The 24,319-nt window shown below is 66.9% G+C and carries 27 protein-coding genes; 14 read left to right on the forward strand and 13 right to left on the reverse strand.

Annotated elements, in window-relative coordinates; translation table 11 throughout:
* Window positions 1-89 precede the first annotated feature (89 nt).
* Together P0D62_RS03255 and P0D62_RS03260 are read right to left on the reverse strand one after the other, a co-directional pair.
* Window positions 90-314, reverse strand: coding sequence for a hypothetical protein (locus tag P0D62_RS03255; protein WP_275701184.1), 225 nt, complete (start codon window positions 312-314; stop codon window positions 90-92).
* 353 nt (window positions 315-667) lie between these two features.
* The gene (locus P0D62_RS03260; RefSeq protein ID WP_275701185.1) at window positions 668-1,384 is read right to left on the reverse strand and encodes a FadR/GntR family transcriptional regulator; all 717 of its coding nucleotides are present in this window, start codon (window positions 1,382-1,384) and stop codon (window positions 668-670) included.
* A 134-nt stretch (window positions 1,385-1,518) separates the two neighbouring features.
* On the opposite strand from P0D62_RS03260, the gene P0D62_RS03265 reads away from it, so the two are divergent.
* The 5 genes from P0D62_RS03265 (at window position 1,519) to P0D62_RS03285 (ending at window position 6,622) form a co-directional block, all read left to right on the forward strand.
* Entirely contained in the window at window positions 1,519-2,733 is a 1,215-nt protein-coding gene (locus P0D62_RS03265) for an aminotransferase class V-fold PLP-dependent enzyme (protein WP_275701186.1), read from the forward strand.
* Window positions 2,734-2,756: 23 nt separating this feature from the next.
* Window positions 2,757-4,067, forward strand: a complete 1,311-nt coding sequence (locus tag P0D62_RS03270; RefSeq protein ID WP_275701187.1) for an ABC transporter substrate-binding protein — start codon at window positions 2,757-2,759, stop codon at window positions 4,065-4,067.
* A 3-nt stretch (window positions 4,068-4,070) separates the two neighbouring features.
* Window positions 4,071-5,015, forward strand: a complete 945-nt coding sequence (locus P0D62_RS03275; RefSeq protein WP_275701188.1) for a carbohydrate ABC transporter permease — start codon at window positions 4,071-4,073, stop codon at window positions 5,013-5,015.
* Complete coding sequence (locus P0D62_RS03280; protein WP_275701189.1) at window positions 5,012-5,848, forward strand: carbohydrate ABC transporter permease; 837 nt, start codon at window positions 5,012-5,014, stop codon at window positions 5,846-5,848. The genes P0D62_RS03275 and P0D62_RS03280 overlap by 4 nt, the downstream gene beginning before the upstream one ends.
* Window positions 5,849-6,130: 282 nt before the next feature.
* Window positions 6,131-6,622, forward strand: a complete 492-nt coding sequence (locus tag P0D62_RS03285) for an excalibur calcium-binding domain-containing protein (protein WP_275701190.1) — start codon at window positions 6,131-6,133, stop codon at window positions 6,620-6,622.
* A 43-nt stretch (window positions 6,623-6,665) separates the two neighbouring features.
* Here the strand turns inward: P0D62_RS03285 and P0D62_RS03290 are convergent, their stop codons facing one another.
* The 3 genes from P0D62_RS03290 to folP all read right to left on the reverse strand — a co-directional run bounded on the left by P0D62_RS03290 (window position 6,666) and on the right by folP (window position 10,166).
* Entirely contained in the window at window positions 6,666-7,478 is an 813-nt protein-coding gene (locus P0D62_RS03290; RefSeq protein WP_275701191.1) for a carbon-nitrogen hydrolase family protein, read from the reverse strand.
* Between the two features lie 160 nt (window positions 7,479-7,638).
* Entirely contained in the window at window positions 7,639-9,066 is a 1,428-nt protein-coding gene (locus P0D62_RS03295; RefSeq protein ID WP_275701192.1) for an MDR family MFS transporter, read from the reverse strand.
* 224 nt (window positions 9,067-9,290) lie between these two features.
* A complete protein-coding gene (gene folP / locus P0D62_RS03300) occupies window positions 9,291-10,166 on the reverse strand; it encodes a dihydropteroate synthase (RefSeq protein WP_275701193.1) in 876 nt (291 codons plus the stop codon).
* A gap of 89 nt (window positions 10,167-10,255) precedes the next feature.
* On the opposite strand from folP, the gene P0D62_RS03305 reads away from it, so the two are divergent.
* Entirely contained in the window at window positions 10,256-11,203 is a 948-nt protein-coding gene (locus P0D62_RS03305) for a DUF808 domain-containing protein (RefSeq protein ID WP_275701194.1), read from the forward strand.
* A gap of 274 nt (window positions 11,204-11,477) precedes the next feature.
* On the opposite strand, the gene rplI is transcribed toward P0D62_RS03305, so the two are convergent.
* From rplI to rpsF, 4 genes are all read right to left on the reverse strand, one after another.
* The gene (rplI, locus tag P0D62_RS03310) at window positions 11,478-11,924 is read right to left on the reverse strand and encodes a 50S ribosomal protein L9 (protein WP_275701195.1); all 447 of its coding nucleotides are present in this window, start codon (window positions 11,922-11,924) and stop codon (window positions 11,478-11,480) included.
* Window positions 11,925-11,939: 15 nt separating this feature from the next.
* Window positions 11,940-12,179, reverse strand: a complete 240-nt coding sequence (gene rpsR, locus P0D62_RS03315) for a 30S ribosomal protein S18 (protein ID WP_275701196.1) — start codon at window positions 12,177-12,179, stop codon at window positions 11,940-11,942.
* Between the two features lie 81 nt (window positions 12,180-12,260).
* Complete coding sequence (locus P0D62_RS03320; RefSeq protein ID WP_275701197.1) at window positions 12,261-12,797, reverse strand: single-stranded DNA-binding protein; 537 nt, start codon at window positions 12,795-12,797, stop codon at window positions 12,261-12,263.
* A 107-nt stretch (window positions 12,798-12,904) separates the two neighbouring features.
* The gene (gene rpsF, locus P0D62_RS03325) at window positions 12,905-13,192 is read right to left on the reverse strand and encodes a 30S ribosomal protein S6 (RefSeq protein ID WP_275701198.1); all 288 of its coding nucleotides are present in this window, start codon (window positions 13,190-13,192) and stop codon (window positions 12,905-12,907) included.
* 166 nt (window positions 13,193-13,358) lie between these two features.
* Between rpsF and P0D62_RS03330 the strand changes: the two genes are divergently transcribed.
* The 6 genes from P0D62_RS03330 to P0D62_RS03355 all read left to right on the forward strand — a co-directional run bounded on the left by P0D62_RS03330 (window position 13,359) and on the right by P0D62_RS03355 (window position 19,147).
* Window positions 13,359-13,787 carry an OsmC family protein gene (locus P0D62_RS03330; RefSeq protein WP_275701199.1) on the forward strand — a complete coding sequence of 143 codons (429 nt, stop codon included), beginning with the start codon at window positions 13,359-13,361 and terminating at the stop codon, window positions 13,785-13,787.
* Window positions 13,788-13,978: 191 nt separating this feature from the next.
* Complete coding sequence (locus P0D62_RS03335; protein ID WP_275701200.1) at window positions 13,979-15,511, forward strand: ABC transporter substrate-binding protein; 1,533 nt, start codon at window positions 13,979-13,981, stop codon at window positions 15,509-15,511.
* On the forward strand, window positions 15,508-16,473 hold the full coding sequence (locus P0D62_RS03340) for an ABC transporter permease (RefSeq protein ID WP_275701201.1): 966 nt from the start codon (window positions 15,508-15,510) through the stop codon (window positions 16,471-16,473). Before P0D62_RS03335 ends, P0D62_RS03340 begins: the two co-directional genes overlap by 4 nt.
* The gene (locus P0D62_RS03345; RefSeq protein ID WP_275701202.1) at window positions 16,470-17,339 is read left to right on the forward strand and encodes an ABC transporter permease; all 870 of its coding nucleotides are present in this window, start codon (window positions 16,470-16,472) and stop codon (window positions 17,337-17,339) included. Before P0D62_RS03340 ends, P0D62_RS03345 begins: the two co-directional genes overlap by 4 nt.
* A complete protein-coding gene (locus tag P0D62_RS03350; RefSeq protein ID WP_275701203.1) occupies window positions 17,336-18,169 on the forward strand; it encodes an ABC transporter ATP-binding protein in 834 nt (277 codons plus the stop codon). The genes P0D62_RS03345 and P0D62_RS03350 overlap by 4 nt, the downstream gene beginning before the upstream one ends.
* Window positions 18,170-18,349: 180 nt before the next feature.
* A complete protein-coding gene (locus P0D62_RS03355) occupies window positions 18,350-19,147 on the forward strand; it encodes an ABC transporter ATP-binding protein (protein ID WP_275701204.1) in 798 nt (265 codons plus the stop codon).
* A gap of 107 nt (window positions 19,148-19,254) precedes the next feature.
* On the opposite strand, the gene P0D62_RS03360 is transcribed toward P0D62_RS03355, so the two are convergent.
* From P0D62_RS03360 to P0D62_RS03375, 4 genes are read right to left on the reverse strand one after another with little or no spacing between them, the layout of a single operon-like run.
* Entirely contained in the window at window positions 19,255-20,022 is a 768-nt protein-coding gene (locus tag P0D62_RS03360) for an SGNH/GDSL hydrolase family protein (protein ID WP_275701205.1), read from the reverse strand.
* 14 nt (window positions 20,023-20,036) lie between these two features.
* Complete coding sequence (locus P0D62_RS03365; RefSeq protein WP_275701206.1) at window positions 20,037-20,414, reverse strand: rhodanese-like domain-containing protein; 378 nt, start codon at window positions 20,412-20,414, stop codon at window positions 20,037-20,039.
* A gap of 33 nt (window positions 20,415-20,447) precedes the next feature.
* Window positions 20,448-20,780, reverse strand: coding sequence for a hypothetical protein (locus tag P0D62_RS03370; protein WP_275701207.1), 333 nt, complete (start codon window positions 20,778-20,780; stop codon window positions 20,448-20,450).
* A complete protein-coding gene (locus P0D62_RS03375) occupies window positions 20,780-22,561 on the reverse strand; it encodes an AMP-dependent synthetase/ligase (RefSeq protein WP_275701208.1) in 1,782 nt (593 codons plus the stop codon). Before P0D62_RS03375 ends, P0D62_RS03370 begins: the two co-directional genes overlap by 1 nt.
* Before the next feature lie 196 nt (window positions 22,562-22,757).
* Here P0D62_RS03375 and P0D62_RS03380 point away from each other — a divergent pair, with 196 nt between their 5' ends.
* Together P0D62_RS03380 and P0D62_RS03385 are read left to right on the forward strand one after the other, a co-directional pair.
* Complete coding sequence (locus P0D62_RS03380) at window positions 22,758-23,384, forward strand: DUF1345 domain-containing protein (protein ID WP_275701209.1); 627 nt, start codon at window positions 22,758-22,760, stop codon at window positions 23,382-23,384.
* A gap of 81 nt (window positions 23,385-23,465) precedes the next feature.
* Window positions 23,466-24,260 (forward strand): deoxyribonuclease IV, encoded by a 795-nt coding sequence (locus P0D62_RS03385; protein ID WP_275701210.1) that lies wholly within the window; start codon window positions 23,466-23,468, stop codon window positions 24,258-24,260.
* Window positions 24,261-24,319: the final 59 nt, after the last annotated feature.

The raw sequence follows: 24,319 nt of genomic DNA on the forward strand, positions 1-24,319 counted from the left end.
ACGCCATCGATTCTAGAACTTCTTCAGGACAGTTACCAATCAGAGACAATCCGCTGGATCCTGCCCCCGGGGGAAGCAGTGTTCAGCGACTAGAAGGCGAACCCCATCCGGCACTCCACGCATCGCACCTGCTCAGGCCCGATAACGAGGAAGAGGTCGCACCCGCAGAGGCAGGACTGGGAACGTCCGCGCCCGAAGAGGACCACTTCGCGCCCCACGGTGAACGCCTGCCGGTCGAGACGGTCCATGTCGACCGCAACGGGCCCGGCGATGCGGGTGAAGCCCTGCCAGCCTATCGTCGTGTCGTGACTCATGAGGTTCTCATATCTCCCGGAGGGGCGTTCACCACCTTGCGCCTCATGCTGACCCCAAAGCAGCGGGTCAACCCGAAAGACTCAAACTGGCGAACAACCGGATTGTCCTTTGGTCACGCACCCTTCCCATATCCGTGATCGGGGCACGTCTTCCGAATTCAGTCTTACATGCGCCAATCCTGCGGGCCATAGTGCTCCCGATTATTTAACCGATAGTTCACCCGACCCCTTACTTTTGGCCAATACGTATTGGATCTTTGGCTAGTCTGCGATCTGCGGTCCCGAGCCGGCCGCGGGGTGCGTGACAGCGACGACAGGCTCCGCTCCCATCGGACGCTGCCCCACCGCTCAGGCTACGTCGCCTCGAAAAGGACAGGACCGGGACGGATCCCTTCCAACCACGTCCGGGTGACGCGCACATGGCTCATGGAGAGGAACCGGGCCGACTCCGGGTCGCGACGCTGAATCGCGCGCGCGATCTCCAAGTGGGCCTGGTCGCTGACCTCCTTGAGCGCGCGGTGCGCCTCCTCCTCGAAGATCCGATAGTCCCGGCCACGGCGTCGGATCGTCTCCAGCAGGGCATCGATCACCTCATCGCCGCCGGCCTGGACGATGGACGAATGGAACTGAGCGTCGAGAAGCTGGGCTCGATCTGAAGGCTCCGAGTCCGCCAGCTCCTGCGCCACCGCCACGAGCGCGGCGCATTCATCGTCGGACATCCGAGCCGCAGCCTGAGACGCGACGTGTCCCTCGAGCACCTCCCGCAGGGTGTAGAGCTCGAGAAATCTCTCCAGGGGAAGCAAGGGAATCACCATCTCCAGCCCAGACAGCATCTGCCGGGGGGAGAAATCGGACACCGCCGCACTGCTGCCCGGCCTCGAGACCAACGCTCCAGCCACTCCGAGCATGCGCTGCGCCTCCCGGAGGGAACTGCGAGACACCCCGAAGCGCTCACAGAGCTCCGCTTCGCTCGGCAACAGCGCCCCGGGAGCCAACTCGCCCGTGGCGATCATCCGGCACAGCCCCTGGCGCGCCGTCTCTACCGCCGTCACGGAGGCCTTCCCAGTCATGCGCCCATGATGCCCTACCAACCAGGTCTGGCTCGGATTGTAACGATTGTCAGACATTTATGGTCTTTGCGCGGCCATATGTGGTGAAATGACGGCGAGAGGTGCCTAATTGTCAGACAAGGAGGTTGGCATCGATGACGTCTGACGCTGCCGGTTCGCGTCTTGCAGCCGATCCCCAGCCTCGCTGGTCGCTGGATCCGCAGGTGCGCCACCTCAATCACGGCTCCTTCGGCGCGGTGCCCGTCGCCGTGCAGGAGGAGCAGGCACGACTGCGCCGCCTCATGGAGTGGAACCCGGTGCGGTGGTTCTCCACCCTCCCAGAGCGGATCGCCGCAGCGCGGGAAGAGTTGTCAGGGCTGCTGCACGTCGACGCCGCCATCCTCGCCTTCGTCTACAACGTCTCGGCGGGCGCATCCGTGGTCTACCAGTCGTTGATGGATCGCGGCCCGATCGACGTGCTGCTCACCGATCACGGCTACGGCGCAGTATCGATGGGAGCCGCGCGCGTGGCGCACCGCACCGGCGGACGCGCGGCCACCGTCGTCATTCCACTGGCGGCCTCCGACGCCGAGGCGCTCGACCTCACCGTCACCGCGATGGACGAACACCGTCCGACGTTGCTCGTGATCGACCAGGTCACCTCGGCCACCGCCCGCGCCTTCCCCGTCGACGAGATCTGCCGGGAAGCCCGCGCCCGCGGCATCCTCACCCTGGTCGACGGCGCCCACGCCCCGGGCGTCCTTGCCGACCCGGTCTGCCGCGAGGCCGACTACTGGGTGGCCAACCTGCACAAGTTCGCGTGCGCGCCCCGCGGGGCAGCTGTGCTCGTCGCTCGCGGCGGAGGCCGGGAGCTCTATCCGCTGATCGACTCGTGGGGGGCCACCGAAGAGTTCCCCCGACGCTTCGACCACAACGGCACCATGGACGTCACCGCCTGGCTCACCGCCCCCTTCGCATGGCGGCACCTCGACGAGGCCGTCGGCTGGGCGGCAGTGCGCGAGCACTCACGGCGCGTGCTCGACGAGGGCAGCGTCGTCGTCGCGGAGGCCCTGCGCGGCATCGTCGAGGATCCGGTGCCGGTCGTGGGACAGAGCGTCGGACCCATGCGGCTGTTCCGGCTCCCCGAAGGACTCGGCCGGACGCGGGAGGACGCCGACGCCATGCGGGTGCCTTTCAGCGATCAAACCGGTGCGGCCGTCTCTTTCACCAGCTTCCACGGCACCGGCTATCTCAGGCTTTCATCTCACGTGTACAACTCCGTGCACGATTTCACCCATTTGGCCACGGTGGGAATTCCCCTGCTTCACCAATGGTCAGCCATCCAGGGCAGGGGAATCCGAGCATCATGACCATCACATTTGAAGGAGGAACGATGCGCAAGAAGTTCATCACCGCAGCAGCAGCGGTCTCGGCGCTCGCCCTGGCGCTGACCGCCTGCGGCGGCGACAAGGGCTCCACGGGCGGAGAGACCGGAGGAGGCGGCGAGGTCACACTCCAGATGGTGGAGAGCCTCACCAACCCAGCCCGAACAGAGCTGATCAGGGGCCTCCTCGACGAGTTCCAGACGGCCAACCCCGGGATCAAGGTGGATCTGGTGTCGCCACCCAGCGAGCAGGCCGACCAGAAGCTGCAGCAGATGCTGCAGTCGGGTTCGGGCGTCGACGTCCTCGAGGTGCGCGACCTCACGGTCGGCCCGTTCAGCAACAACAAGTGGCTTTACGACATGTCCGCGGAGACCAAGGCGTGGGAGGGCTTCGAAGCCCTCACCGACCAGGCCAAGAAGGTCGCGGTCAACGCCGACGGCAAGTCGTGGTTCATCCCCTACGGCTTCTACGGGCTCAGCCTCTTCTACCGCACCGACATGGTGAAGGACGCCGGTTTCGACGGCCCGCCGACGACCTGGGACGACCTGATCACCCAGGCCGCCAAGATCCAGGATCCGACGCAGAACCGCTACGGCTACGCCTTCCGCGGTGGTAAGAACTCCGCGGGTCAGCTGATGAGCATCCTGGAGGCCTGGAACGCCGACAACCTCGACGTGACCAACGCCTACAAGGTCACGAGCGGCGCCACGATCTTCTCCACGCCCGAGTCGCAGGCGGCCCTCGATCGTTACATCGAGCTGTTCAAGACCGGTTCACCCGAGTCCTCCGTCGCCTGGGGCTTCACCGAGATGGTGGAAGGGTTCACCAACGGCTCCACCGCCTTCCTGCTGCAGGATCCCGAAGTGATCGCCGTGGTCCGCGGCTCGTCGCTGACCGAGGACCAGTGGAGCGTCGCGCCGAACCCCGTCGGCCCGACCGGCAAGGCCGCCTGGCCGATGGCCACCGCAGGCTGGGGCGTCACGGAGGCGTCGGAGCACAAGGAGGAGGCCGTCAAGCTGGTGCAGTTCCTCTCCGGCGACGCGTCGACCACCTTCGCCAAGGAGAACTCGCTGGTGCCGATCCAGAGCGCTGCCGGCGAGGATCCCTTCTTCAGCGAGGGCCCCTGGGCTGCCTACGTCGAGATGACCGCCAACCCGGAGGTCTTCATCGGCGTCGAGGAACCACGAGGCGTCTCCTGGTGGACCGAGTGGATGCAGCGGTCCGAGACCGACCTCCAGCAGGTGCTGATCGGCCAGATGTCGACCACCGACCTGCTGAAGGGCTGGGACCAGTTCTGGACCGAAAAGTGGGCGGGATAACCCATGGCCACGGCCGATAAGGCCGCCAAGGGGACGGGCGGACGCACCGCCCGTCCCCCCAAGGGGCGGCAGTTCAGCGGACGCACGGCGCTGACCATCCTTGCCTACCTGTCGCCGGCGTTCCTCTTCGTCATCGTCTTCACCTACTATCCGTTGATTCTGGGTGGGCAGATGGCGTTCCATCAGTGGACGCTGTGGGATCTGACCAGTACCCCGTTCGTCGGGCTAGGCAACTTCCGCGCACTCATCTCGAATCCGCTGTTCGGCAAAGTGATGCTGAACTCGGTGATCTGGGTGCTCGGCTCCCTGATTCCCCAGTTCCTGCTCGGCTTCCTGATCGCGCTGGCGCTCAAGAAGCGGTTCCGCTTCCGCGGCCTGTATCAGGCACTGGTGTTCTACCCGTGGGCGGTGTCCGGCTTCCTGATCGGCATCCTGTTCCGCTGGATGTTCAACTCGGAGTTCGGCGTGTTCAACGACATGCTGATGCGTTCGGGGCTCACCGAGACGCCCGTGCCCTGGCTGGCCAACCCCAACCTGGCGCTGGTCTCCGTGATCCTCGCCAACATCTGGTACGGCGTCGCCTTCTTCGCGATGATGATCCTCGCGGCGCTGCAATCGGTTCCCGACGAGCTCTACGAGGCCGCGGCGCTCGACGGGGCAGGGCGCATGCGCACCCTGTTCCAGGTGACCATCCCGACGATCCGCACCACCCTGGTGCTCACCGTCCTGCTGCGCGTGATCTGGATCTTCAACTTCCCGGACATCATCTACGCGATGACCGGCGGCGGCCCCGCCAACCAGACCCAGATCGCCACCACCTGGATGATCCAGTACACCCAGCAGGGTGAGTACGGCATGGCGTCGGCGCTCGGGTTCATCGTGATGGGCGTCCTGGTGGCCTTCACGGCGGTGTACCTGATGCTGCTGTCGAGGGAGAACAACTCATGATCAACAAGCTCCCCGCATGGTTGAAAGTGACGAAGGTGGTCGGCCTGGCCATCTGGCTGATCATCACGTTGTTCCCGCTCTACTGGATCCTGATGACGTCGTTCAAGCCGGCGAACCAGATCGCCGAGTACCCGGTGCGGTACTGGCCCCGGGAGTTCTCCCTGGAGAACTACACGAAACTGTTCGGCAAGACCGTCTTCGGCCACGCCATCCTCAACAGCGTCATCGTCGCGATGGCGGCGGCCGGCGTCGCGACGCTGATCGCCTTGCTGAGCGCCTATGTGCTGTCGAGGTTCCACTTCCGTGGAAAGGGCGCGGTCATGCTGGCGTTCTTGGTAACCCAGATGATCCCTGCGTTCATCGCGCTCGGTCCGCTGTATCAGATGTTCACCAACATGGGCCTGGTCGACAGCCGCTTCGGCCTGGTGCTGATCTACATCGCGATGACCATCCCGTTCTCCGCGATCATGCTGCGCGGCTTCTTCGACAACGTGCCCGACTCCCTGGAGGAGGCCGCGATGGTCGACGGCTGCACGCGCTTCACCGCGCTGTGGCGGGTCATCGTCCCCGTCATGGGGCCTGGCATCATCGCGACGTTCATCTTCAACTTCGTCAACGTCTGGAACGAGCTCTTCCTCGCGGTGACGTTGATCAACACCAATGAACGCAAGACCATCCCCACCGCCCTCAACGGCTTCATCTCCAGCTTCAACATCGAATGGGGCCCGATGGCCGCAGCCGCCGTGCTGACCATCCTGCCCACGATGCTGCTGTTCGCCTTCGCGAGCCGCTGGATCGTCGAGGGCCTGACCGCGGGAGCAACAAAGGGCTGATCGCGGCCTGTCTCTCGCATAACGCTGGCTGAGCGGGGGTGACCTGTACGTATTGCACAGGTCGCCCCCGCTCAGCCATCGTTATGCGCGCCACCCACGTCGGAACTCGGCGATCAGCCGGGTTCTGACCCCGTGATGTCCTTATGTCTCAATCATTAGGACATCCGGCGGCCTCACGAACTACGAAAGACCAATGCGCCGATGGCGAGGTCCGCCATAGAGTGCTAGCGCTTGCGGAACCATCCCAGCATCACCCAGGTTCCGGTGAGAAGCGAGGATGAGATGACTTCGGCCCGAACACGCAAGGCCAACAAGAAGCCCCTATGGAGGCGCGCCTGGGTCGCCCCGGTCGCCGCAGGACTCGTCGGTCTCGGCATTGGAGCCAGCACCACCGAGTCCGACGCCGTGCCTGGCCCAGCGCCGACTGTCACCATGACAGTCACTGCTGCTCCCGAGCCGGCCCCAACCGTGACGCTGACGATGGATCCGGAGCCAGCGCCGACCATGACGGTGACGATGACCCCGGAACCTGCGCCGACCGTGACCGTGACCGCCACCCCCACAGCAGCTGAGTCTGCTACCAAGAAGCCGAAGAAAAAGAAGAAGGCCAAGGCAAGCACCCGCAAACTGGCCGACACTTCGGAATCCACGTCGTCGGCCTACTACGCCAACTGCTCGGAAGCCCGCTCGGCTGGCGCCGCCCCTCTGCACACCGGAGATCCGGGATACAGCAGGAAGCTCGATCGAGACGGAGATGGGGTGGCCTGCGAGTAAGAGATTCCGCCAGTAGGTGGCGGAGTCTCTACGCAGAAGTTCGTCAGGCTCGTGGGTGGACGTCGAAGCGGCGCAGCTCCAGTGACGGGTTGGTCTTGCGGACCGTGCGGATGCGTTCGGCGGAGAAGCGAGCCACGGCGACGTCGGGCTCCTCCGCGAGGCCGGCCAAGCAGATGCCGGTGGGGTCGACGAGCATGGAGTTGCCCACGCCGATCGACGGGGTGTGACCGGCAGCCGCGACGTAGACCGTGTTCTCGATGGCCCGCGCCGTAACCAAGGTGCGCCAGTGGAACTCCTTGAGCGGCCCGCGCACCCATTCGGCGGGCAAACACACCACGTCGACACCCGCGACGGCCAGGCGGCGGGTGGTCTCGGGGAAGCGGAGGTCGTAGCAAGCCTGGATACCGAACCTCAGGCCAGCCACCTCGAACAACTCCGGCTCCTCGATCGCCCCCGGATGCACCCAGCGCGACTCGGTGGAGCCGAAGGCGTCGTAGAGGTGCAGTTTGCGGTACCGCGCGACGATCCCTCGCCCGGGCGCGATGGCCACAGTGGTGTTCCGCACCCGCTCGTCGTCTCCGGTTTCGACGACCCCCGCGACGAGGTAGATGCCCAACTCGTCAGCCAGCCCGCGTAGTCCCGTCACGAACGGCCCGTCGAGCGGCTGCGCGTTCTCGAGCCAGTCCGGGCCGAGATCGCGGGTGAAGTAGGACGCGTACTCGGGCACGACCACCACGTCGGCACCCAGCTCGCGAGCCCATCGTGCATGGGCCTCGACGAGGCCGAGGTTCGCTGTCGAGTCCGGTCCCGGCGCGAACTGCGCAACGGCCACGCTTACGTCTTCACTGCGCACCATGATCGCCTCCTGCCTGTTCAGGCCCAGTCTGCCCGACGCGTCGCCACCACACGCTCTTCGAGGTACGGCGCCTCGACACTCAGGACGAGCGCAGAGCACCCACCACACGCTCTTCGAGGTGCGAGGCCGCCCGCGGCCGAGCCTCGAGGAGAGCGACGACCTAGTGCGCCGGTCCTCCCCCGGGCGGCCCGGACGACTCGGGTTTGCGCAGGAACAGGCTGCAGATCAAGGCGGCGGTCCAGATGGCGCCCGCCCCGAGGAACGACCAGTGCGAGCCGGCCAGCATGGCTTCGGCCTCGGAGGATGCCGTGGGCTGGGCGGCAGCGGTCTGCATGGCGAACACCGTCACGAACAGTGCCGTGCCGGCCGCGCCCGCGACCTGCTGAATGGCGCCGATCACCGCGGAGCCGTGCGAGTACAACGGCTTCGGCAGCGAGCCGAGCGCGACGGTGAACAGCGGAGTGAAGATGAACGCGAAACTCGCACTCATGAGAACGTGGCCCACCATGACCGCCCACCACGGCGTCACGAGGGACAGCGTCGAGAAGAACAGAAAAACGGCGAGCACCACCGCCGCAGCCGGCACCACGAGCACCCGCGGGCCGTACCGGTCGAACAGGCGACCCACCAGCGGCGACAGCAGGCCCATCGCGATACCGCCCGGCAGCATCATCAGCCCCACTTGGACCGGCTCCAGATCGTAGGCGCGCTGCAGCAGCAGGGGCAGCATGATCACCGTGCCGAACATCGCCATCATGCCGATGGCGAGCATGGTCAGGGACACGGTGAAGGGTCCGTAGGTGAACGTCCGCAGGTCGAGGAAAGCCGCCCCTCGGCCCTGCAGCACGAGCTGACGAGCGATGAAGGCCACCAGTCCGCCGACACCGATACCGATGGCCAGCATCGGCACCCAGAACTCGACGTCGTCCGATCCGATCAGGCTGAAGCCGTAGATCAGCGGGCCGAACGCGAGCATGGTCAGCGGCACCGACAGGATGTCGAGCGGCGTGTCCTTGCGCTCCCCGACGTCGGCAAGTCGCCTGCTGCCCAGCACCAGCATGAGCACTGCGATCGGCAGCACCATCGCGAAGATGAACCGCCACGATCCCAGCTGCAGCAGCAACCCGGACAGCGTCGGCCCCACCGCCGGCGCCACCGAGATCACCATCGAGACGTTGCCCATCACCTTGCCGCGCTGGTTGGGCGAGACCATGCCCATGATGGTGGTCATCAGCAGGGGCATCATGATCGCGGTACCGGAGGCCTGCACGACACGACCGACCAGCAGCAGCTCGAACGTCGGCGCGACCGCGCCCACCAGGGTGCCGGCGCTGAACAGCATCATGGCCAGCTGGTAGACCTTGCGGGTGGGCAACCGGTCGAGCAGCCAGCCGGTCACAGGGATCACGACGGCCATGGTCAGCATGAACGCCGTGGTGAGCCACTGCGCGCTGCGCTCAGTGATGCCGAAGTCGGCCATGATGCTGCTCAGCGCGACGTTCATCGTCGTCTCGTTGAGGATGACGACGAAGGCCGCGATGAGCAGGATCGGGATGACGCCGCGCGTCGATCGCTCGGCAGGAGGCATGGGTTTCCTCTCGAAACAAACAGATCCCCGGAGTACGGGGCAAGGGGAGCCACCTTCGTGGCCTTAGAGATCCCGCCAGTAGATGGCACTTACTGGCGGGACCTCTTAGACGGCTATGCGCCGCAACGCTGGCTCGCCCGACGGAGAGAGAGTCCCGGCTCAGACCGTTCAGGCAGCAAGGAATAACGTAGCAAACAACTCTGACAATGGGGTTTCGCCCGTCGTCAGAGTCCTCTCACGGCCCTCAGAGGCGGGCGGCGACCCTTGATCGAGGCGACCATGTCGAGGGTGCGGCGGGTGGCCAGCACATCGTGGGCGCGGAACAGGACCGCCCCCTGCCACGCGGCGACGGCCGTGGCGGCCAGCGTGCCCTCCAGCCGATCGTCGATCTCGACGCCCAGGGTCTCCCCGACGAAGTCCTTGCGCGAGATGGCCTGCATGACGGGGTAGCCGAGCGCCACCACATCGGCCGTTGCGCGAACCAGGCGCAGCGAATGAGCGGTGGTCTTGCCGAAGTCGAGGGTGGGGTCGAGCAGCACCGACGTCGGCGCCACCCCGGCGGCGACGGCCCGTTCGGCACCCGCACGCAGCACTCGCAGCACGTCGACGACCACGCCGTCGGGCTCGGGCGGGTAACTCACCTTCTGCGGATCCGTGCGCGGTGGCAATCCGCCTGTGTGCGAGACCACATAGCCGGCACCCAGTTCAGCGGCAGCCTCGACGAGTGCGGGATCGGCACCTTGCCAGGTGTCGTTGACCAGGTCGACGGCACCGTCGCAGGCTCGAGCCACCTCGGCACGCCAGGTGTCGACGGAGATCAGCAACTCCGGGAAGCGTTCGCGCACCGCCGCGACGAAGGGAGCCACGCGTCGGATCTCCTCGTCGGCCTCAACCCACTCCCCCTCCTGGCCTGCCCGGACACCCCCGACGTCGAGCACATCCACCCCCTCGGCGATCATCTGCTCCACCCGAGCGAAGGCGGGTTCGTCGTCGAGCAGGCGTGCCGGAGAATAGAAAGAGTCGCGATTGCGGTTGAGGATGCCCATCACCGCCGGGCTCGCGTCGTCGAACCGTCGGCCACCCAGCAACAAAGCACTCACCGCTCCAGTCTTACACCGGGAGCGAAAGGCCTGGGTGCTGTTGGGAGGTGCCACTAATGTTGGCGCGTACTTCAGGGAAAGGGACAGCCATGGCCGGAGGACTCGCGGCACTGCTCGACGACATCGCCACGCTCGCGAAGCTGGCTGCCGCGTCGATCGACGATGTGGGTGCGGCCGCCGGAAGGGCGAGCGCCAAGGCCGTGGGCGTGGTGGTCGACGACGCCGCCGTGACTCCCCGCTACGTGCAGGGCATCCAGCCGGCGCGCGAGCTGCCGATCATCTGGAAGATCACCAAGGGATCGCTGCGCAACAAGCTGATCTTCATCCTTCCCGCCGCCATGCTGCTCAGCCAGTTCGCGCCCTGGGCGCTGACCCCGCTGCTGATGCTGGGCGGCACCTATCTCTGCTTCGAGGGCGCCGAGAAGATCTGGGAGAAGATCACCGGCCACGAGCCCGAAGCCAAAGCCCCCGCGTCGGAGGTGGGAGGCGACCAGGAGAAGAAGCTCGTCAGCGGAGCCGTGCGCACCGACTTCATCCTCTCGGCCGAGATCATGGTGATCTCCCTGAACGAAGTGGCCGCGGAGGGCTTCTGGCTGCGGCTCGGCGCGCTGATCGTCGTCGCGATCATGATCACCGCGCTCGTCTACGGCGTGGTGGCGCTGATCGTGAAGATGGACGACATCGGCCTGGCCATGACGCGACGCGACGATAAGGGCTCGCAGCGCCTGGGGGCAGGCCTCGTCACCGCGATGCCCAAGATCATGACCGCCCTGTCCTACATCGGTACCATCGCGATGCTCTGGGTGGGTGGCCACATCCTGCTGGTCGGCACCGATGATCTGGGCTTCCACCCCATCTACAGCTTCGTGCATCACGCCGAGGAGGCGGTCGCCCACGCCATGCCCTTCGCCAGCGGCTTCTTCGGCTGGCTGACCAACACCTTCTTCTCCGCGATCATCGGCTTCGTCGTCGGCTCCGCCGTCGCCGGCGTCATCCACTTGATCACACACCGGAAGGGCGCCAAGTCCGGCCACTGACGAGTCATCACGGTCGCACCACGTCGTGTGGAGGATGGGGTTCGCGAGTGGGTTTGGTGGGCGTAAAAGCCGTCCTGCACGCGCGAAGCGCCGTGAGGCGGCCGGGCAGGAGCGGACCCCATCCGTAACACGACGAACGAGACCACAGTTCCCGACCACCAGCCCTCGGCCACCTTTCGAGGCTCGGCCGCGGGCGGTTTCGCACCTCGAAGAGCGCACTGAGCCCCGGTCCAGCTGGACCGGGGCTCAGTGTTGTCTAGCGGCGAGCGTCAGCTCACTTGCCGACGACCTCGAAGGACACCCGCGCGGTGACGGCGGGGTGCAGCTTCACGGACGCGGTGTGCGCGCCGGCGGTCTTGATGGGCTTGGCGAACGACACGGAACGCTTGTCGATGGCGGGGCCACCGGCCTTCTTGACGGCAACAGCCAGCTCGGCGGCGGTGACCGCGCCGAACAGGTGACCCGAGTCAGCCACGCGGGCAGCGACGGAAACCGTCAGGCCCTCGATCTGCTGGCGGATCTCCTGCGCGTGCTCGACGCCACGGATCTCGCGGGCGTCGCGGGCGCGCTTGATGCCCTCGATCTGCTTCTCCGCGCCACGGGTCCAGGCGATGGCCTTGCCCTGGGGCAGGAGGTAGTTACGGGCGTAGCCGTCCTTGACCTCAACGATTTCGCCGGCGATGCCGAGCTTCTCGATGGTGCTGGTGAGGATGATCTTCATCTGTATTTCCCCTTATCAGCGAGCGGTCGAGGCGTAGGGCAGCAGAGCCACCTCACGCGCGTTCTTGACGGCGAGTGCCACCTTGCGCTGGTCCTGGACCGAAAGGCCAGTGACGCGGCGGGCGCGAATCTTGCCGCGCTCAGAGATGAACCTCTTGAGCGTGTTGATGTCCTTGTAGTCGATGTTGGCGACGCGAGTCGTCTTCACCGGCATGATCTTCTTCTTGTTCACAGACTTGCGCTGTGGACCGGCCATTATGGTGCTCTCCTTCGTGGAAGCCCGTCCCTGTCACCAGGAACGGAATGTGCCAGCTCGTCCGATTGGACGAAGCGTGGATCAGAACGGGGGTTCTTCAGACTGCTGCTGGGCCCACGGATCGTTTCCGCCGCGGTTGCCTCCGGTGTTGCCGGAGCTCGCCCAGGGATCGCCTGCAGGAGCGTTCTGCTGATAGTTGGGGTTGCCCCCCTGCGGCGCCTGCTGCCAGGAACCACCGCCACCGCCGCCGCCACCCTGAGTGCGGGTGACCTTGGCCGTCGCGTAGCGGAGGGCGGGACCCACCTCGTTGACATCGACCTCGAAGACCGTACGACGCTCGCCCTGCTGGGTCTCGTACTGACGAGACTTCAGGTTGCCGGTAACGATCACCCGCATACCCTTGGTGAGGGACTCGGCGACGTTCTCGGCGTACTGGCGCCACACGGCACAGTTGAGGAACATGGCATCGCCGTCACGCCATTCGTTGGTCTGGCGATCGAACGTGCGGGGCGTCGACGCGACGGTGAAGTTCGCGACGGCCGCGCCGCTGGGGGTGAACCGCAGCTCGGGATCGGACGTGAGATTGCCGATGATCGTGATCGGGGTTTCGCCTGCCATGGATGCCTCCGTGTGAGTACTTAAGTGGATCAAGTGTTGCGCTGTTGCCTACCGTTATTGCGGAAAAGGCCTCAAATTTCCCACCGGATCCTGTGGTTGTGTATAACTCAGGCGTCGCGACGCAGAACCTTGGTCCGCACGATGGACTCGTCGATGGACATCAGACGGTCCAGCTCGGAGACCAGCGCCGGCTCAGCGGTCAGCTGCACGACGGCGTAGTTGGCTTCAGACTTCTTGTTGATGTCGTAAGCCAGGCGACGACGGCCCCAGAAATCGGTGCTGTCGACGGTGCCACCACCCTTGGTGATGGTCTCGAGATGCTTCTCGACGAGACCCTGGACCTTACGATCGTCGACATCTGCATCGACGAGAACCATGACTTCATACTTGCGCATGGAGTAGCCCCACCTCCTTCGGACTAACGGCCGCGGGTCGATCCCGTGGCAGGAGGGCACGGCCGACCCTGTGGCCAGCCGCTCGCCCAACCTTACCCGGGCTCGCGCGGGCGACGAAATCTAGTCCGCCTGATTAGGGTGGCAAGAGAAAAGTCCAGGAGGAACCATGGCAGAAGAGACCCGCCGCCCGACCGCCGTCAGCCTGACCCGCGTCGGCACCACCCGATTCGAGGCCACCAACGAACGCGGCGGCACCCTGCCGATCGGCCCCGGCGACTCGCCGGAATTCACCCCCGTCGAGCTCCTGATGGCCGCCATCGCCGGCTGCGGCGCCATCGACGTAGACCTGCTGACCACCCGCTACGCCGAGCCGGAGTCGTCCGAGGCCTCGGTCACCGCCGACCGCGTCAAGAACGCCGACGGCAACATCGTCGAGAACATCGACGTGACCTTCCGGCTCCGTTTCCCCGAAGGTGAGGGCGGCGACCGCGCCCGCAGCATGCTGGATCGCGCCATCACGCGCGCCCACGACCGGATGTGCACGGTCTCCCGCACCGTCGAAGCCGGCACCCCCGTCTCCATGCACAGCGACTGACTCAGGGTTCCGAACATAAATCTGCGTATACGCGAAGGCCTCGCCTATAGCGAGGCCGGCGCGCATACGCAGATCTATGCACGCGGGGCGCGCGAGTTTGCCACGAACTCCGCGTCGTGACGCGGTTTTCGGGAATAAACCGTCGCGATTCGAGGTTTGACCGCTCGACATCGTCAGTAAAGGAATCACCCATGCGTTCCCGCAGACTCGCGAGCACCATCGCCGCCCTCCTCGCCTCCGGGCTGGTTCTGGCCGGCTGCTCCTCCCCCTCGAGCCCGTCCACCGATCCCGGCACCACCGGCCAGTCCTCCGTCGCCGCCGATCCGGCTGCCGCGATCGAAATCGGCTCGCTGTACGAGCCCGGCAACCTCAGCAACGTGGACGCCGGCGGCCAGGGCGTCGTCGAGGCTTTCAACGGCAACGTCTACGAGTCGCTGATCAAGCTGAACGACGACGGATCCCTCAGCAATCTGCTGGCCGAGGACTACCAGGTGAGCGACGACGGCCTCACCTACACCTTCACCTTGCGCGACGGCGTCACCTTCCACTCCGGCAAGGCCCTTACCTCCGCCGACGTGAAGGCGAGCTTCGAGCGCGTCACCGCCGAGAGCTCGCAGGCGGCCCGCAAGGCGAGCTACGCCGTGGTGGACTCGGTGGAGACGCCCGACGAGAAGACGGTGGTGTTCACCCTGTCGTCGCGCTCCATCTCGTTCCCCTACCTGATCTCGTACGTCTGGATCGTCAACCCCGACCTGGCCGACGCCAAGACCGAGGCCGACGGCACCGGCCCGTACGCCTTCGAGGAGTGGCGTCGCGGCAGCACGCTGACCATCGCCCGCAACGACGCCTACTGGGGCGAGGCGCCGAAGAACGCCGAGGTGACGTTCCACTACTTCACCGACGCCAGCGCCCTGGGCAATGCCTTGCTGACCGACGAGATCGACCTGATCACCAGCCTCCAGAGCCCCGATTCGCTCACCCCGTTCGAGAACAACCCCGACTTCCAGATCAGCGAGGGCACCTCGACGGTCAAGGAGCTGCTGGCCTTCAACGACCGCGTCGAGCCCTTCAACGACGCCAAGGTGCGTCGCGCCATCTACTCCGCCGTCGACCGCGAGAAGCTGCTCGACGCCATCTGGGCCGGCCGCGGCACGCTGATCGGGTCGATGGTTCCGCCCACCGACCCGTGGTACGAGGATCTGACCAGCCTCAACCCCTACGACCCCGAGCTCTCCAAGACGCTGCTGGCCGAGGCGGGCAAGGCCGATGGCTTCACCTTCACCCTGCAGACGCCCAACTACGACCCGCACCCCCAGGTGGCGGAGTTCCTGAAGAGCGAGCTGGCGAAGGTCGGCATCACCGTCGAGATCAAGATCATCACGGCCGACGAGTGGTACTCGACCGTGTTCAAGGAGCGCGATTTCGAGGCGACGCTGCAGGAGCACGTCAACGACCGCGACGTCGTCTGGTACGCCAACCCCGACTTCTACTGGGGCTACGACAACGCCGAGGTGCAGAAGCTGGTGGGCGAGGCCGAGCAGGCCGAGACGCCAGAGCAGCAGACCGAGCTGCTCACGCAGGCCAACACCATCATCGCCACTGAAGCCGCCAGCAACTGGCTGTTCCTCTTCCCGCAGATCGTGGTGGCCCGCAGCGACGTCTCCGGCTTCCCCGTCAACGGCCTGAACTCGCAGTTCTACGTCTCGGGAATCTCCAAGGCGTGATCGGCTACCTGGCCCGCAGGTTCGGGTTCCTCCTGCTCAGCTTCGCACTCGCGATGCTGCTGATCTTCCTGCTGTTGCGTCTGCTCCCCGGCGATCCGGCCAACGCCCTGCTGGGCGCGGACGCGACGCCGGAGCAGATCGCGGCAGCGCAGGAACAGGTGGGCTCGAACCTGCCGGTCGGGCAACAGCTGCTCACCTGGGTCGGCGGCGTGCTGCGCCTCGATCTGGGCACCTCTTTCACCTCCGGCGCCCCGGTGCTGCCGGAGATCGCGCAGCGGCTCACCATCACGCTGCCCCTCACCCTCATTGCGTTCGTGATAGCCGTGGTGATCGCAGCCTTCGTCGGCTACGTCGCGGCGGTGCGGTCCCACACCCGGTTGGGCACGGTGCTCTCCGGGATCGCGCAGTTCGGCATCGCGGTGCCGGTGTTCTGGATCGGCATCCTGCTGGTGTGGATCTTGGCGCTCCAGCTGCGTTGGTTCCCGTCCAGCGGCTTCCCGCGCACCGACTGGGAAGACCCGGCTGCGGCGCTGAGGTCGCTGACGCTGCCCATCATCACCATCGTCATCGTGATGTCGGCGTCGCTGATCCGCTACGTGCGCTCTGCGACGCTCGACGTGCTCGACTCCGACTACCTGCGCAATGCCCGGGCCCTCGGCGCCTCCCAAGGCGAGGCCTTCCTGAGGCACGGCCTGCGCAACGCGTCGGTGCCGGTGATCTCCGTGCTCGGCATCGAGCTGGCGTCGACGCTGCTGGGTGCGGTCGTCGTCGAGAGCGTGTTCAGCCTGCCGGGGCTGGGCTCGATGCTCACCAAGGCCATCGCCGAGCACGACTATCCCAACATCCAGGGCGTGCTGCTGGTCAGCACCCTGTTCGTGCTGGTGATCGGTTTCGCCGCCGATGTCGTTCAGCGCATCGTCGATCCTCGGCTGCGCACGCATCTCTCGGGGGCCGACGCATGAGCGCCCGGATCGACGCGACGACGCCCGGCGCGACGGCTGCCCGCACCGGCGCCCGCCGCTGGCCACGGAGCCTGGTGGCCGGCGTGATCCTGCTGGGCCTGGTGGCCGTGCTCGGCGTGGCGTCGGTGTTCTGGCTGCCCTTCGACTTGGCCGACACCTCCGGCGGACGTTTGGAAGCCCCCAACGGCACGCACTGGCTGGGCACCGACACCCTCGGCCGCGATACCGCCAGCTTCGTGCTGGTCGGCCTGCGCATCGCGCTGACCGTCGGGCTGGGCAGCACGGCCATCGCGCTGGCCATCGGGCTGGTGGTGGGGTTGGTCGCGGCGCACTCCAGCGGATGGCTCGACGACGTGCAGTCGTCGCTGCTGGACGTGCTGATCGCCTTCCCCACCCTGCTGCTGGCCATGCTGATCGGCGCCACCCAGGGCGCCAGCCTGACCACCGCCGTCGTCTCCATCGGCGTCGCGGCCTCGGCCGTCGTCGCCCGCCTCACCCGCATCCTGGCCAAGCGACTGCTGCGCCAGCAGTTCGTGGTGGCGGCCCGTACCTCCGGCACCGGGTGGTTCTCGATCATTGTGCGCCACCTGCTGCCCAACATGTGGCCCACCTTGGTGGTGACCGCCGCCCTGGTGTTCGGCACTGCCGTGCTCGCCGAGGCCAGTCTCTCGTACCTCGGCCTGGGCGTTCCCCCGCCGAACGCCTCGCTGGGCCGGCTGCTGCGCGACTCCCAGTCGACGGTGCTGGGCGCGCCCTGGTCGGCGATCGCGCCGGGCGTCGCCGTCGTCATCATCGTGCTGGGCGCCAACTTCCTGGCCGACGGCCTGCGCGAGCACCTCGATCCCACCCGAAGGGGACGCTCATGACCGCCACCCGACACGACGCGCCCTGGCTGGAGGTCGACGACCTCACCATCGAGGTGCGAGGAACCGGCAAGCGGCTGGTCGACGGCATCTCCTTCCAGCTCGCGCGCGGCGAGCGGCTGGGCATCATCGGCGAGTCGGGATCCGGCAAGTCGGTGACCAGCCTGGCACTGCTCGGGCTGCTGCCGCCGACGCTGCGCGCGTCGGGGTCGGCCCGGGTGTCCGGCCATCAGGTGATCGGAGTGCGCGAGAGTGAGCTGCGAGCCGTCCGCGGCGGCAAGGTGGCGCTGGTCTTCCAGGATCCGTCCACGGCCCTCGACCCCCTCACCCGGATCGGCGCCCTGATCGCGGAGCCGCTGCGTCGGCATCGCGCGCTGACGGGCGCGGCTGCACAGGACGCCATCCGCCAACTGCTGCAGGAGGTGTCGCTGCCGGAGCGCGTGCTGCGCGCCTTCCCCCACGAGCTCTCCGGCGGTCAGCGGCAGCGCGTCGCCATCGCCATGGCGCTCGCCTGCGGCGCCGAGACCCTCATCGCCGACGAACCCACCACCGCTCTCGACGTCACCGTGCAGGCCGAGATCCTTGGCCTGCTGCGGAAGCTCTCCGACGAGCGCGGCATGGCGTTGGTGCTTGTCAGCCACGACATCGCGGTGGTCTCGGCCACCGTCGACCGCGCCCTGGTGATGCGCTACGGCAGCATCGTCGAGGAGGGGCCCATCGACACCATCGTCCGCTCGCCGCAACACGAGTACACGCAGCGCCTGGTAGCCGGCGCCCGCGCGCTCGACCGCGCCCTCACCACCGGAACCATCGACACCGGGAGGACCGCATGACCAGCCTCGCCCGACGCATCCACCCCTGGTCCGCCCGCGGGACCACCCTCCCGACCGTTGCCCGGAAGACCGAAGCCGGGAGGTCCGCATGACCAGCGTCACCCGACGCATCCATCCCCGGTCCAGCCGCGGGACCGCCCTTACGACCGTTGCCCGGAAGACCGAAGCCGGGAGGTCCGCATGACCGCCCTCCTCGCCCTCGACCACGTCGGATTCCGGTATCGCGGCGCCGACCAGCTGGCCCTCGACGACGTCAGCCTCGCCGTCGAACCCGGACGCAGTCTGGGCATCGTCGGGGAGTCGGGATCGGGCAAGTCCACGGCGCTGTCCATGCTGCTGGCCCTGCGCCAGCCGGGCACCGGTCAGGTGCTGTTCGACGGTTCCCCCTTGGTGGGCCGGGCCCGCATTCGTGAGCTGCGACGCGCCGTTCAGCCGGTCTTCCAGGATCCGTACACCTCGCTCGACCCGCGCATGCGCGTCGACCGGATCGTCTCCGAGCCGCTGCAGTCGCTGGGTGTGGAGAAGGATCCGCGCGGCCGTCGGGATCGCGCCGCTGCGGTGTTGTCGGAGGTCGGGCTCGGCGCCGACGCCCTCACCCGCTACCCCCACGAGTTCAGCGGCGGACAGCGTCAGCGCATCGCCATCGCCCGGGCCCTGGTGACAAACCCGAGGGTCTTGATCGCCGACGAGCCCGTCAGCGCACTCGACGTGTCCACCCGGATCGACGTGATCGCGCTGCTCGCCCGGCTGCGGGAGAGTCACGGTTTGAGCCTGATCATGGTGTCCCACGACATCAGTGTCGTCGCCGCCCTGTGCGACGAGATGACCGTGCTGAAGGACGGCCGCGTCGTCGAGACCGGCCCCACCCTCGACGTCCTGGCCAACCCCTCGGAGTCCTACACCGCCGCCCTGATCGCCGCCATCCCCCGCCTGACCCCACGCTCTTTGAGTTCACGCTCTTTGAGGTGCGAAGGCTGAGGGCGAGGAACGAGCCCCAGGGCCGAAGCCTCGAAAAGAGCCCGACCTTGGGCAGAGGCTGTTGTTCGACTGCCAGCTGGGTCGCTTCGAGGCGACTTCGTCGCACCTCAACGACCGGGTACGGACAGCCACTGATTCAACGTGCCGGTCTCGACGATCTGCTCCCAGAACTTCTGCGCCCAGGCGGCGTGGCCTCGGTCGTTGGGGTGGAACAGGTCTCCGGCGGTGTGGCGGTGGTATCCGAACAGCCCCGTCTCGCGGCTGGACTGGTGGATCGGCACCAGATGATGACCACGGCTCTCGATCAGTTCGCGTGATGCGACGGCCATCCCGGACGAGCGCTGCGCGAGCCCCGGCCACATCAGCCAAGGGACATCGGCGACGAAGCTACCCTCGGGCAACGCCGCAAGGATCGCGTCGAAGCTGGCCTTGAACGACTCCGTGGTGTTGCCCATGAAGAACACCGCGTCGTTGCCGCCGATGTCCAACGTCACGAGGTCGGGCTCGAACTCGAGAGCGGCCAACTTGGGCAGCTGGTCCTTCACCACGTCGCCGCTCACCGCTCCGGACACGGACAGGTTGGTGACGATCACCTCGCGTCCGGTGGCCTCCGACATCAGGTGCCCGATCAGCGCCACATAGCCGCGCCACGCGGACGAGGCGCCCACGCCCTGCGCGGCGGAATCGCCCAGCGCGACGTAGTTCAGCGGCGGGAGGTCGCGCCGGATGTGACGCTTGGCCTGCACCGACCAATGCCGGTAGTAGTCGGGCACGTCGCGATTCACCTTGCGATGCCCACCGACGTAATAGCCGATCGCACCCCCGAGTCCCGCGAGCCCGGCGCCCAGCAACATGTTGCGCAGGGACAACCGCATGGGTGTCATCTCCGTCAGCGCGGGCGATAGGGCCCGGGAAGGATGGGGTTGCCGTCCCTGCCCCAGGCCAGCAGGCCTCCGGCGACGGACTCGGCCAGCAGCGCCTTCTCGCGCAGCTCGGCGGCGGCGATGGACGAACGCAGGCCGTTGTCGCAGATCACGACGATGGCGGCGTCGCGGTCGGCCAGGATGTTGTCGCCGTGGATCGCGTCGAGGGGGTTCTCGTGCAGCTGCTTGGGGTCGACGGGGATCGCGCCGGGCGCGTGGCCGGCCTCGTACTCCGCCTTGGTGCGCACGTCGATCAGCACCGCACCCTTGCTCAGCGCCATCAACGTCTCGTCGATGCTGAGCCCCGTCGTGGAGCGCTTGTTCAAGAAGTCGAACAGTCCCATCTCGTCCCTACTCGTTTCCCTCGTCGCTGATCCTCACAGGATGCCCATCCAGACTAGCCCGGCGATGCCGCCGACGGCGCTCAGCGTCAAGCCCAGTAGCATGTATCCCAGCCAGATGCGTCGCGCCCACACCGTCGTCAGCACCGGCAGCGCCAGCAGCACGACCGCCCCGATCAACGCCACGACCATCGACACCGTCGACGGGGCCGTGTCGGTCACGATGTCGGTACCGGCGATGTTGTCGACAGGCAGCGCCACATAGACCAGCAGGCTGATCGTGCCCGCCCCGCCGAGCACCAGCGACGCCACCCCGCAGCCGAGCGCGCCGGGCCACGTCGCCCACCAAGGTCTCCTGACCGCAGCCATCACCGCTCGTGGCGCAGCTTCTCGAGACGTGCATACATCTCGTCGACGATCTCCTTGAAGCGCTTCTCCACCTCGCGACGGCGCACCTTGAGCGTCGGCGTGAGCAGGCCGTTCTCCATGGTGAACTCCTCGTGCAGGACGTGGGTGTCCTTGGGGCGTTCCTGGCTGGGCAGCTTCTCCGTGATCGCCGCGACGCGCTTCTTCAGCTCCGCGGACAGCTCATGGCTGTGCAGCCAGTCCTGCAGCGACCCCGGCCACTTCAAGCTGGCGGCCAGCTCCTCGACGGCGGGCAGCGAGGGCTTCACCAGCAGCGTCAGGAACGGTCGGTTGTCGCCCAGCAGGACGGCGTGCTCGATGAGCGGGTCGGCCAGCAGCAGGCCCTCGATGGGCTGCGGGGCGACGTTCTTACCGCCGAGGGTGACGATGAGATCCTTCAGCCGGTCGGTGATGGTGAGGAAGCCGTCGGTGTCGATGTAGCCGACGTCGCCGGTGCGCAGCCAGCCGTCCTCGATCACTTCGTCGGTGGCCTCCTGGTCGTTCCAGTAGCCGGCCATCACGTTGGGCCCGCGGAAACAGATCTCGCCCAGGTCGCCCAGCAGGATCTCGCCGCCGGGCAGCACCTTGCCGACGGTGCCGATCTTGAACTCGCTGCGCGAGTTGAACGTGACCAGCGGCGACGCCTCGGTCAGGCCGTAGCCGCATTGGATCGGGAGGCCGACCGAGGAGAAGAACTCCTCGATCTCCGGCCGGATCGGCGCGCCGCCGCACGCCAGCACCGACTTCGCCCCGCCCATCGCGTCGCGGATGCTGCTGTAGACCAGCTTGTCGGCGATCTTCAGCTGCGCCCTCACCCCGGCCGACGGCTGGCGTCCCGAACGGTAGGCGTACTGCGCGTGGCGGCCCACCTTGAGCGCCCAGGTAAAGATCTTCTTCTTGGCCGCCGACGAGGACACCTTGGCGTGCGCGGTGGTGAACACCGTCTCGTAGAGCTTGGGAACCGAGACCATCATCGTCGCCTGGGCCAGCGGCATCTGCTCGGCGACGGTGCGGGCGTTGGCGACATAGGTGTTGAGGCAGCCGTGCATCAGCACCACGGCCGTCCAGGCGCGCTCCAACGCGTGCGAGAGCGGCAGGAAGCAGAGCGACGAGTCGTCGGGGGTGATCTCGAAGAACTGGTCGAGGGCGTCGCTCTGGTAGGTGAGCGCGCCGTGGGTGATCATCACACCCTTGGGGTTGCCGGTGGTGCCGGAGGTGTAGATGATCGACGCCAGGTCGTCGCCACGCACCTCGGACAGCCGCTTGGCCACGTCGGGGCCGGGGATCTTCTGCAGATCCTTGAGGCTGAGCGCGTCGGAGGGCTGCCCGTCGTAGGGGCTCATGATGACGACGACCTCGAGGCCGGGCATGTTCGGGCGCGCCTCGTAGACGCGCTCGGCCTCGGACCTGCTGCCGACGAACATCACTCGCAGGCCGGAATCGTTGACGATGTGCTCGATCTGCTCGGGCGTCGAGGTGGCGTAGAGCGGGACGGGCACCACGCGCACGGTGGCGGCGGCGAGGTCGATCTCCGACCATTCCGGGCAGTTGTTGGCGAACAGGCCGATCCGGTCGCCGGGCTCGAGGCCAAGGTCGATCAAGCCTTGCGCGAAGCCGTCGATCCGCGTGCCGAACTGGGCGTAGGTCTGGGTGCGCCAGCCTTCGCCCTCCCGGATGCGAGTGGCCGGGCGATGGCCGTGCTGGGCGATGGTCTCGCGGATGCGCTGCGCGATGTGGTCCGACATTGGGCCCCCCTTAGGTCGTGAGCGAGGCCAAGTGTATTCGGTTCTCCTGGCCGCTCCCCCGGCAGGCCGCCGCTCGCGTGCATAAATCTGCGTATGCGTCGAGACCTCGCCTATAGGGAAGGTCGTGGCGTATACGCAGATCTATGCACGCGTCGACGTGGTGACGGGGTGGGCCAGCCAGGTCTAGCCTGAGGCCATGCGCACAACGCGAGCCAAGCATCGCAGCGCCAGGCTGCTGATCAGCCTGATGCTGGCCGTCATCGTCGGCGCCGGGGCTGCCATGCTCACGCGCATCGACGTGGCCATCGCCCTGGCCTGGACCGTCGGCGTGTTCGTCTACTGCCTCTGGACGTGGGCCCTGCTCTGGCGGCTCGACGCGGATGAGACCGCCTCCCATGCCTTGGCCGAGGATCCCGGCCGGGCGACGAGCGACGCGGTCCTGCTCCTCGCCGCCGTCGGCAGCGTGGTGGGAGTGGGGTTCGTGCTGGCCGCGAGCCAACGCTCGGACATCGTCGCAGCGGGCCTGGGCGCCACCAGCGTGCTGGCCTCCTGGCTGCTGGTGCACACCATCTACGGCATCCGCTACGCCGACCTGTACTTCTCCGCGCCGAAGCCGCCCATCAAGTTCGGCGACGACCGGCCGGTCTACTCCGACTTCGCCTACATGGCGTTCTGCGTCGGCATCTCATACGCAATCTCCGATACCGACCTGCACACCAGCCTGCTGCGCAAGACCCAACTCGGGCACGCCCTGCTGTCCTACTTCCTCGGCACCGTCGCGCTCGCCTGCACGGTCAACGTCGTCTTCGGCCTGGCTGCCTGAGCCCTCTCCGATCGACCTCATACTTCGATCGCCTATCCATAGCTCCGCCTCGCTGTCGGGCCGGACGGATAGGCTGGCCGCATGGCATATGAACTGGGCGCACACGTCGATTCCGTCGATCCGCTGGGAGAAGCTGCGGCCATCGGGGCCGACATCGTCCAGTTCTTCCTGGGAGACCCGCAGAGTTGGAAGAAGCCCGGCACGCTCTACCCGGGGGGCGCGGCGGCTCTGAAGACCGCAGCCGAGGAGGCCGGCGTCGGCATCTTCATCCACTCGCCGTACATCATCAACGTGGCGTCGACGAACAACCGCATCCGGATTCCGTCGCGCAAGATCCTGCAGCAGACCCTCGACGAGGCCGCCGCGGTGGGCGCTCGGGGCGTCGTCGTGCACGGCGGGCACGTCACCGCCAACGACGACCCGGAAAAGGGCGTCGAGAACTGGCGCAAGTGCATCGACGGTCTGAAGATCGAGGTGCCGCTGCTGATCGAGAACACGGCGGGTGGCAATAAGGCGATGGCTCGCTACGAGGAGTCGATCGCTCGGCTTTGGGACGCGCTGTCAGGTTCGCCCAACATCGACCAGGTGGGTTTCTGCCTGGACACCTGCCACGCCCATGCCGCGGGCCTGGAGCTGGCCGGAATCGCCGACCGGATCAAGGCCATCACCGGCCGTATCGACCTGATCCACTGCAACGATTCGCGCGACGCCGCTGACAGCGGTCGCGACCGTCACGCCAACCTGGGCCAGGGCTTCGCCGACGGCGAGGCCATCGTCGAGTTGGTGAAGACCGCCGGCGCCCCGGTGATGCTGGAAACCCCCGGCGGCGTCGACGAACGCCTGGCCGACCTGGCCTGGCTCCGCGACCGCCTGTAGCCCCCGCTCACCTTCCCTGCCACTTCCCCGTCCCGGCCAATCCAGGAAAATCGGCCAAT

The sequence above is a fragment of the Tessaracoccus caeni genome, from assembly GCF_029211185.1.
Classification (GTDB): Bacteria; Actinomycetota; Actinomycetes; order Propionibacteriales; family Propionibacteriaceae; genus Arachnia; species Arachnia caeni.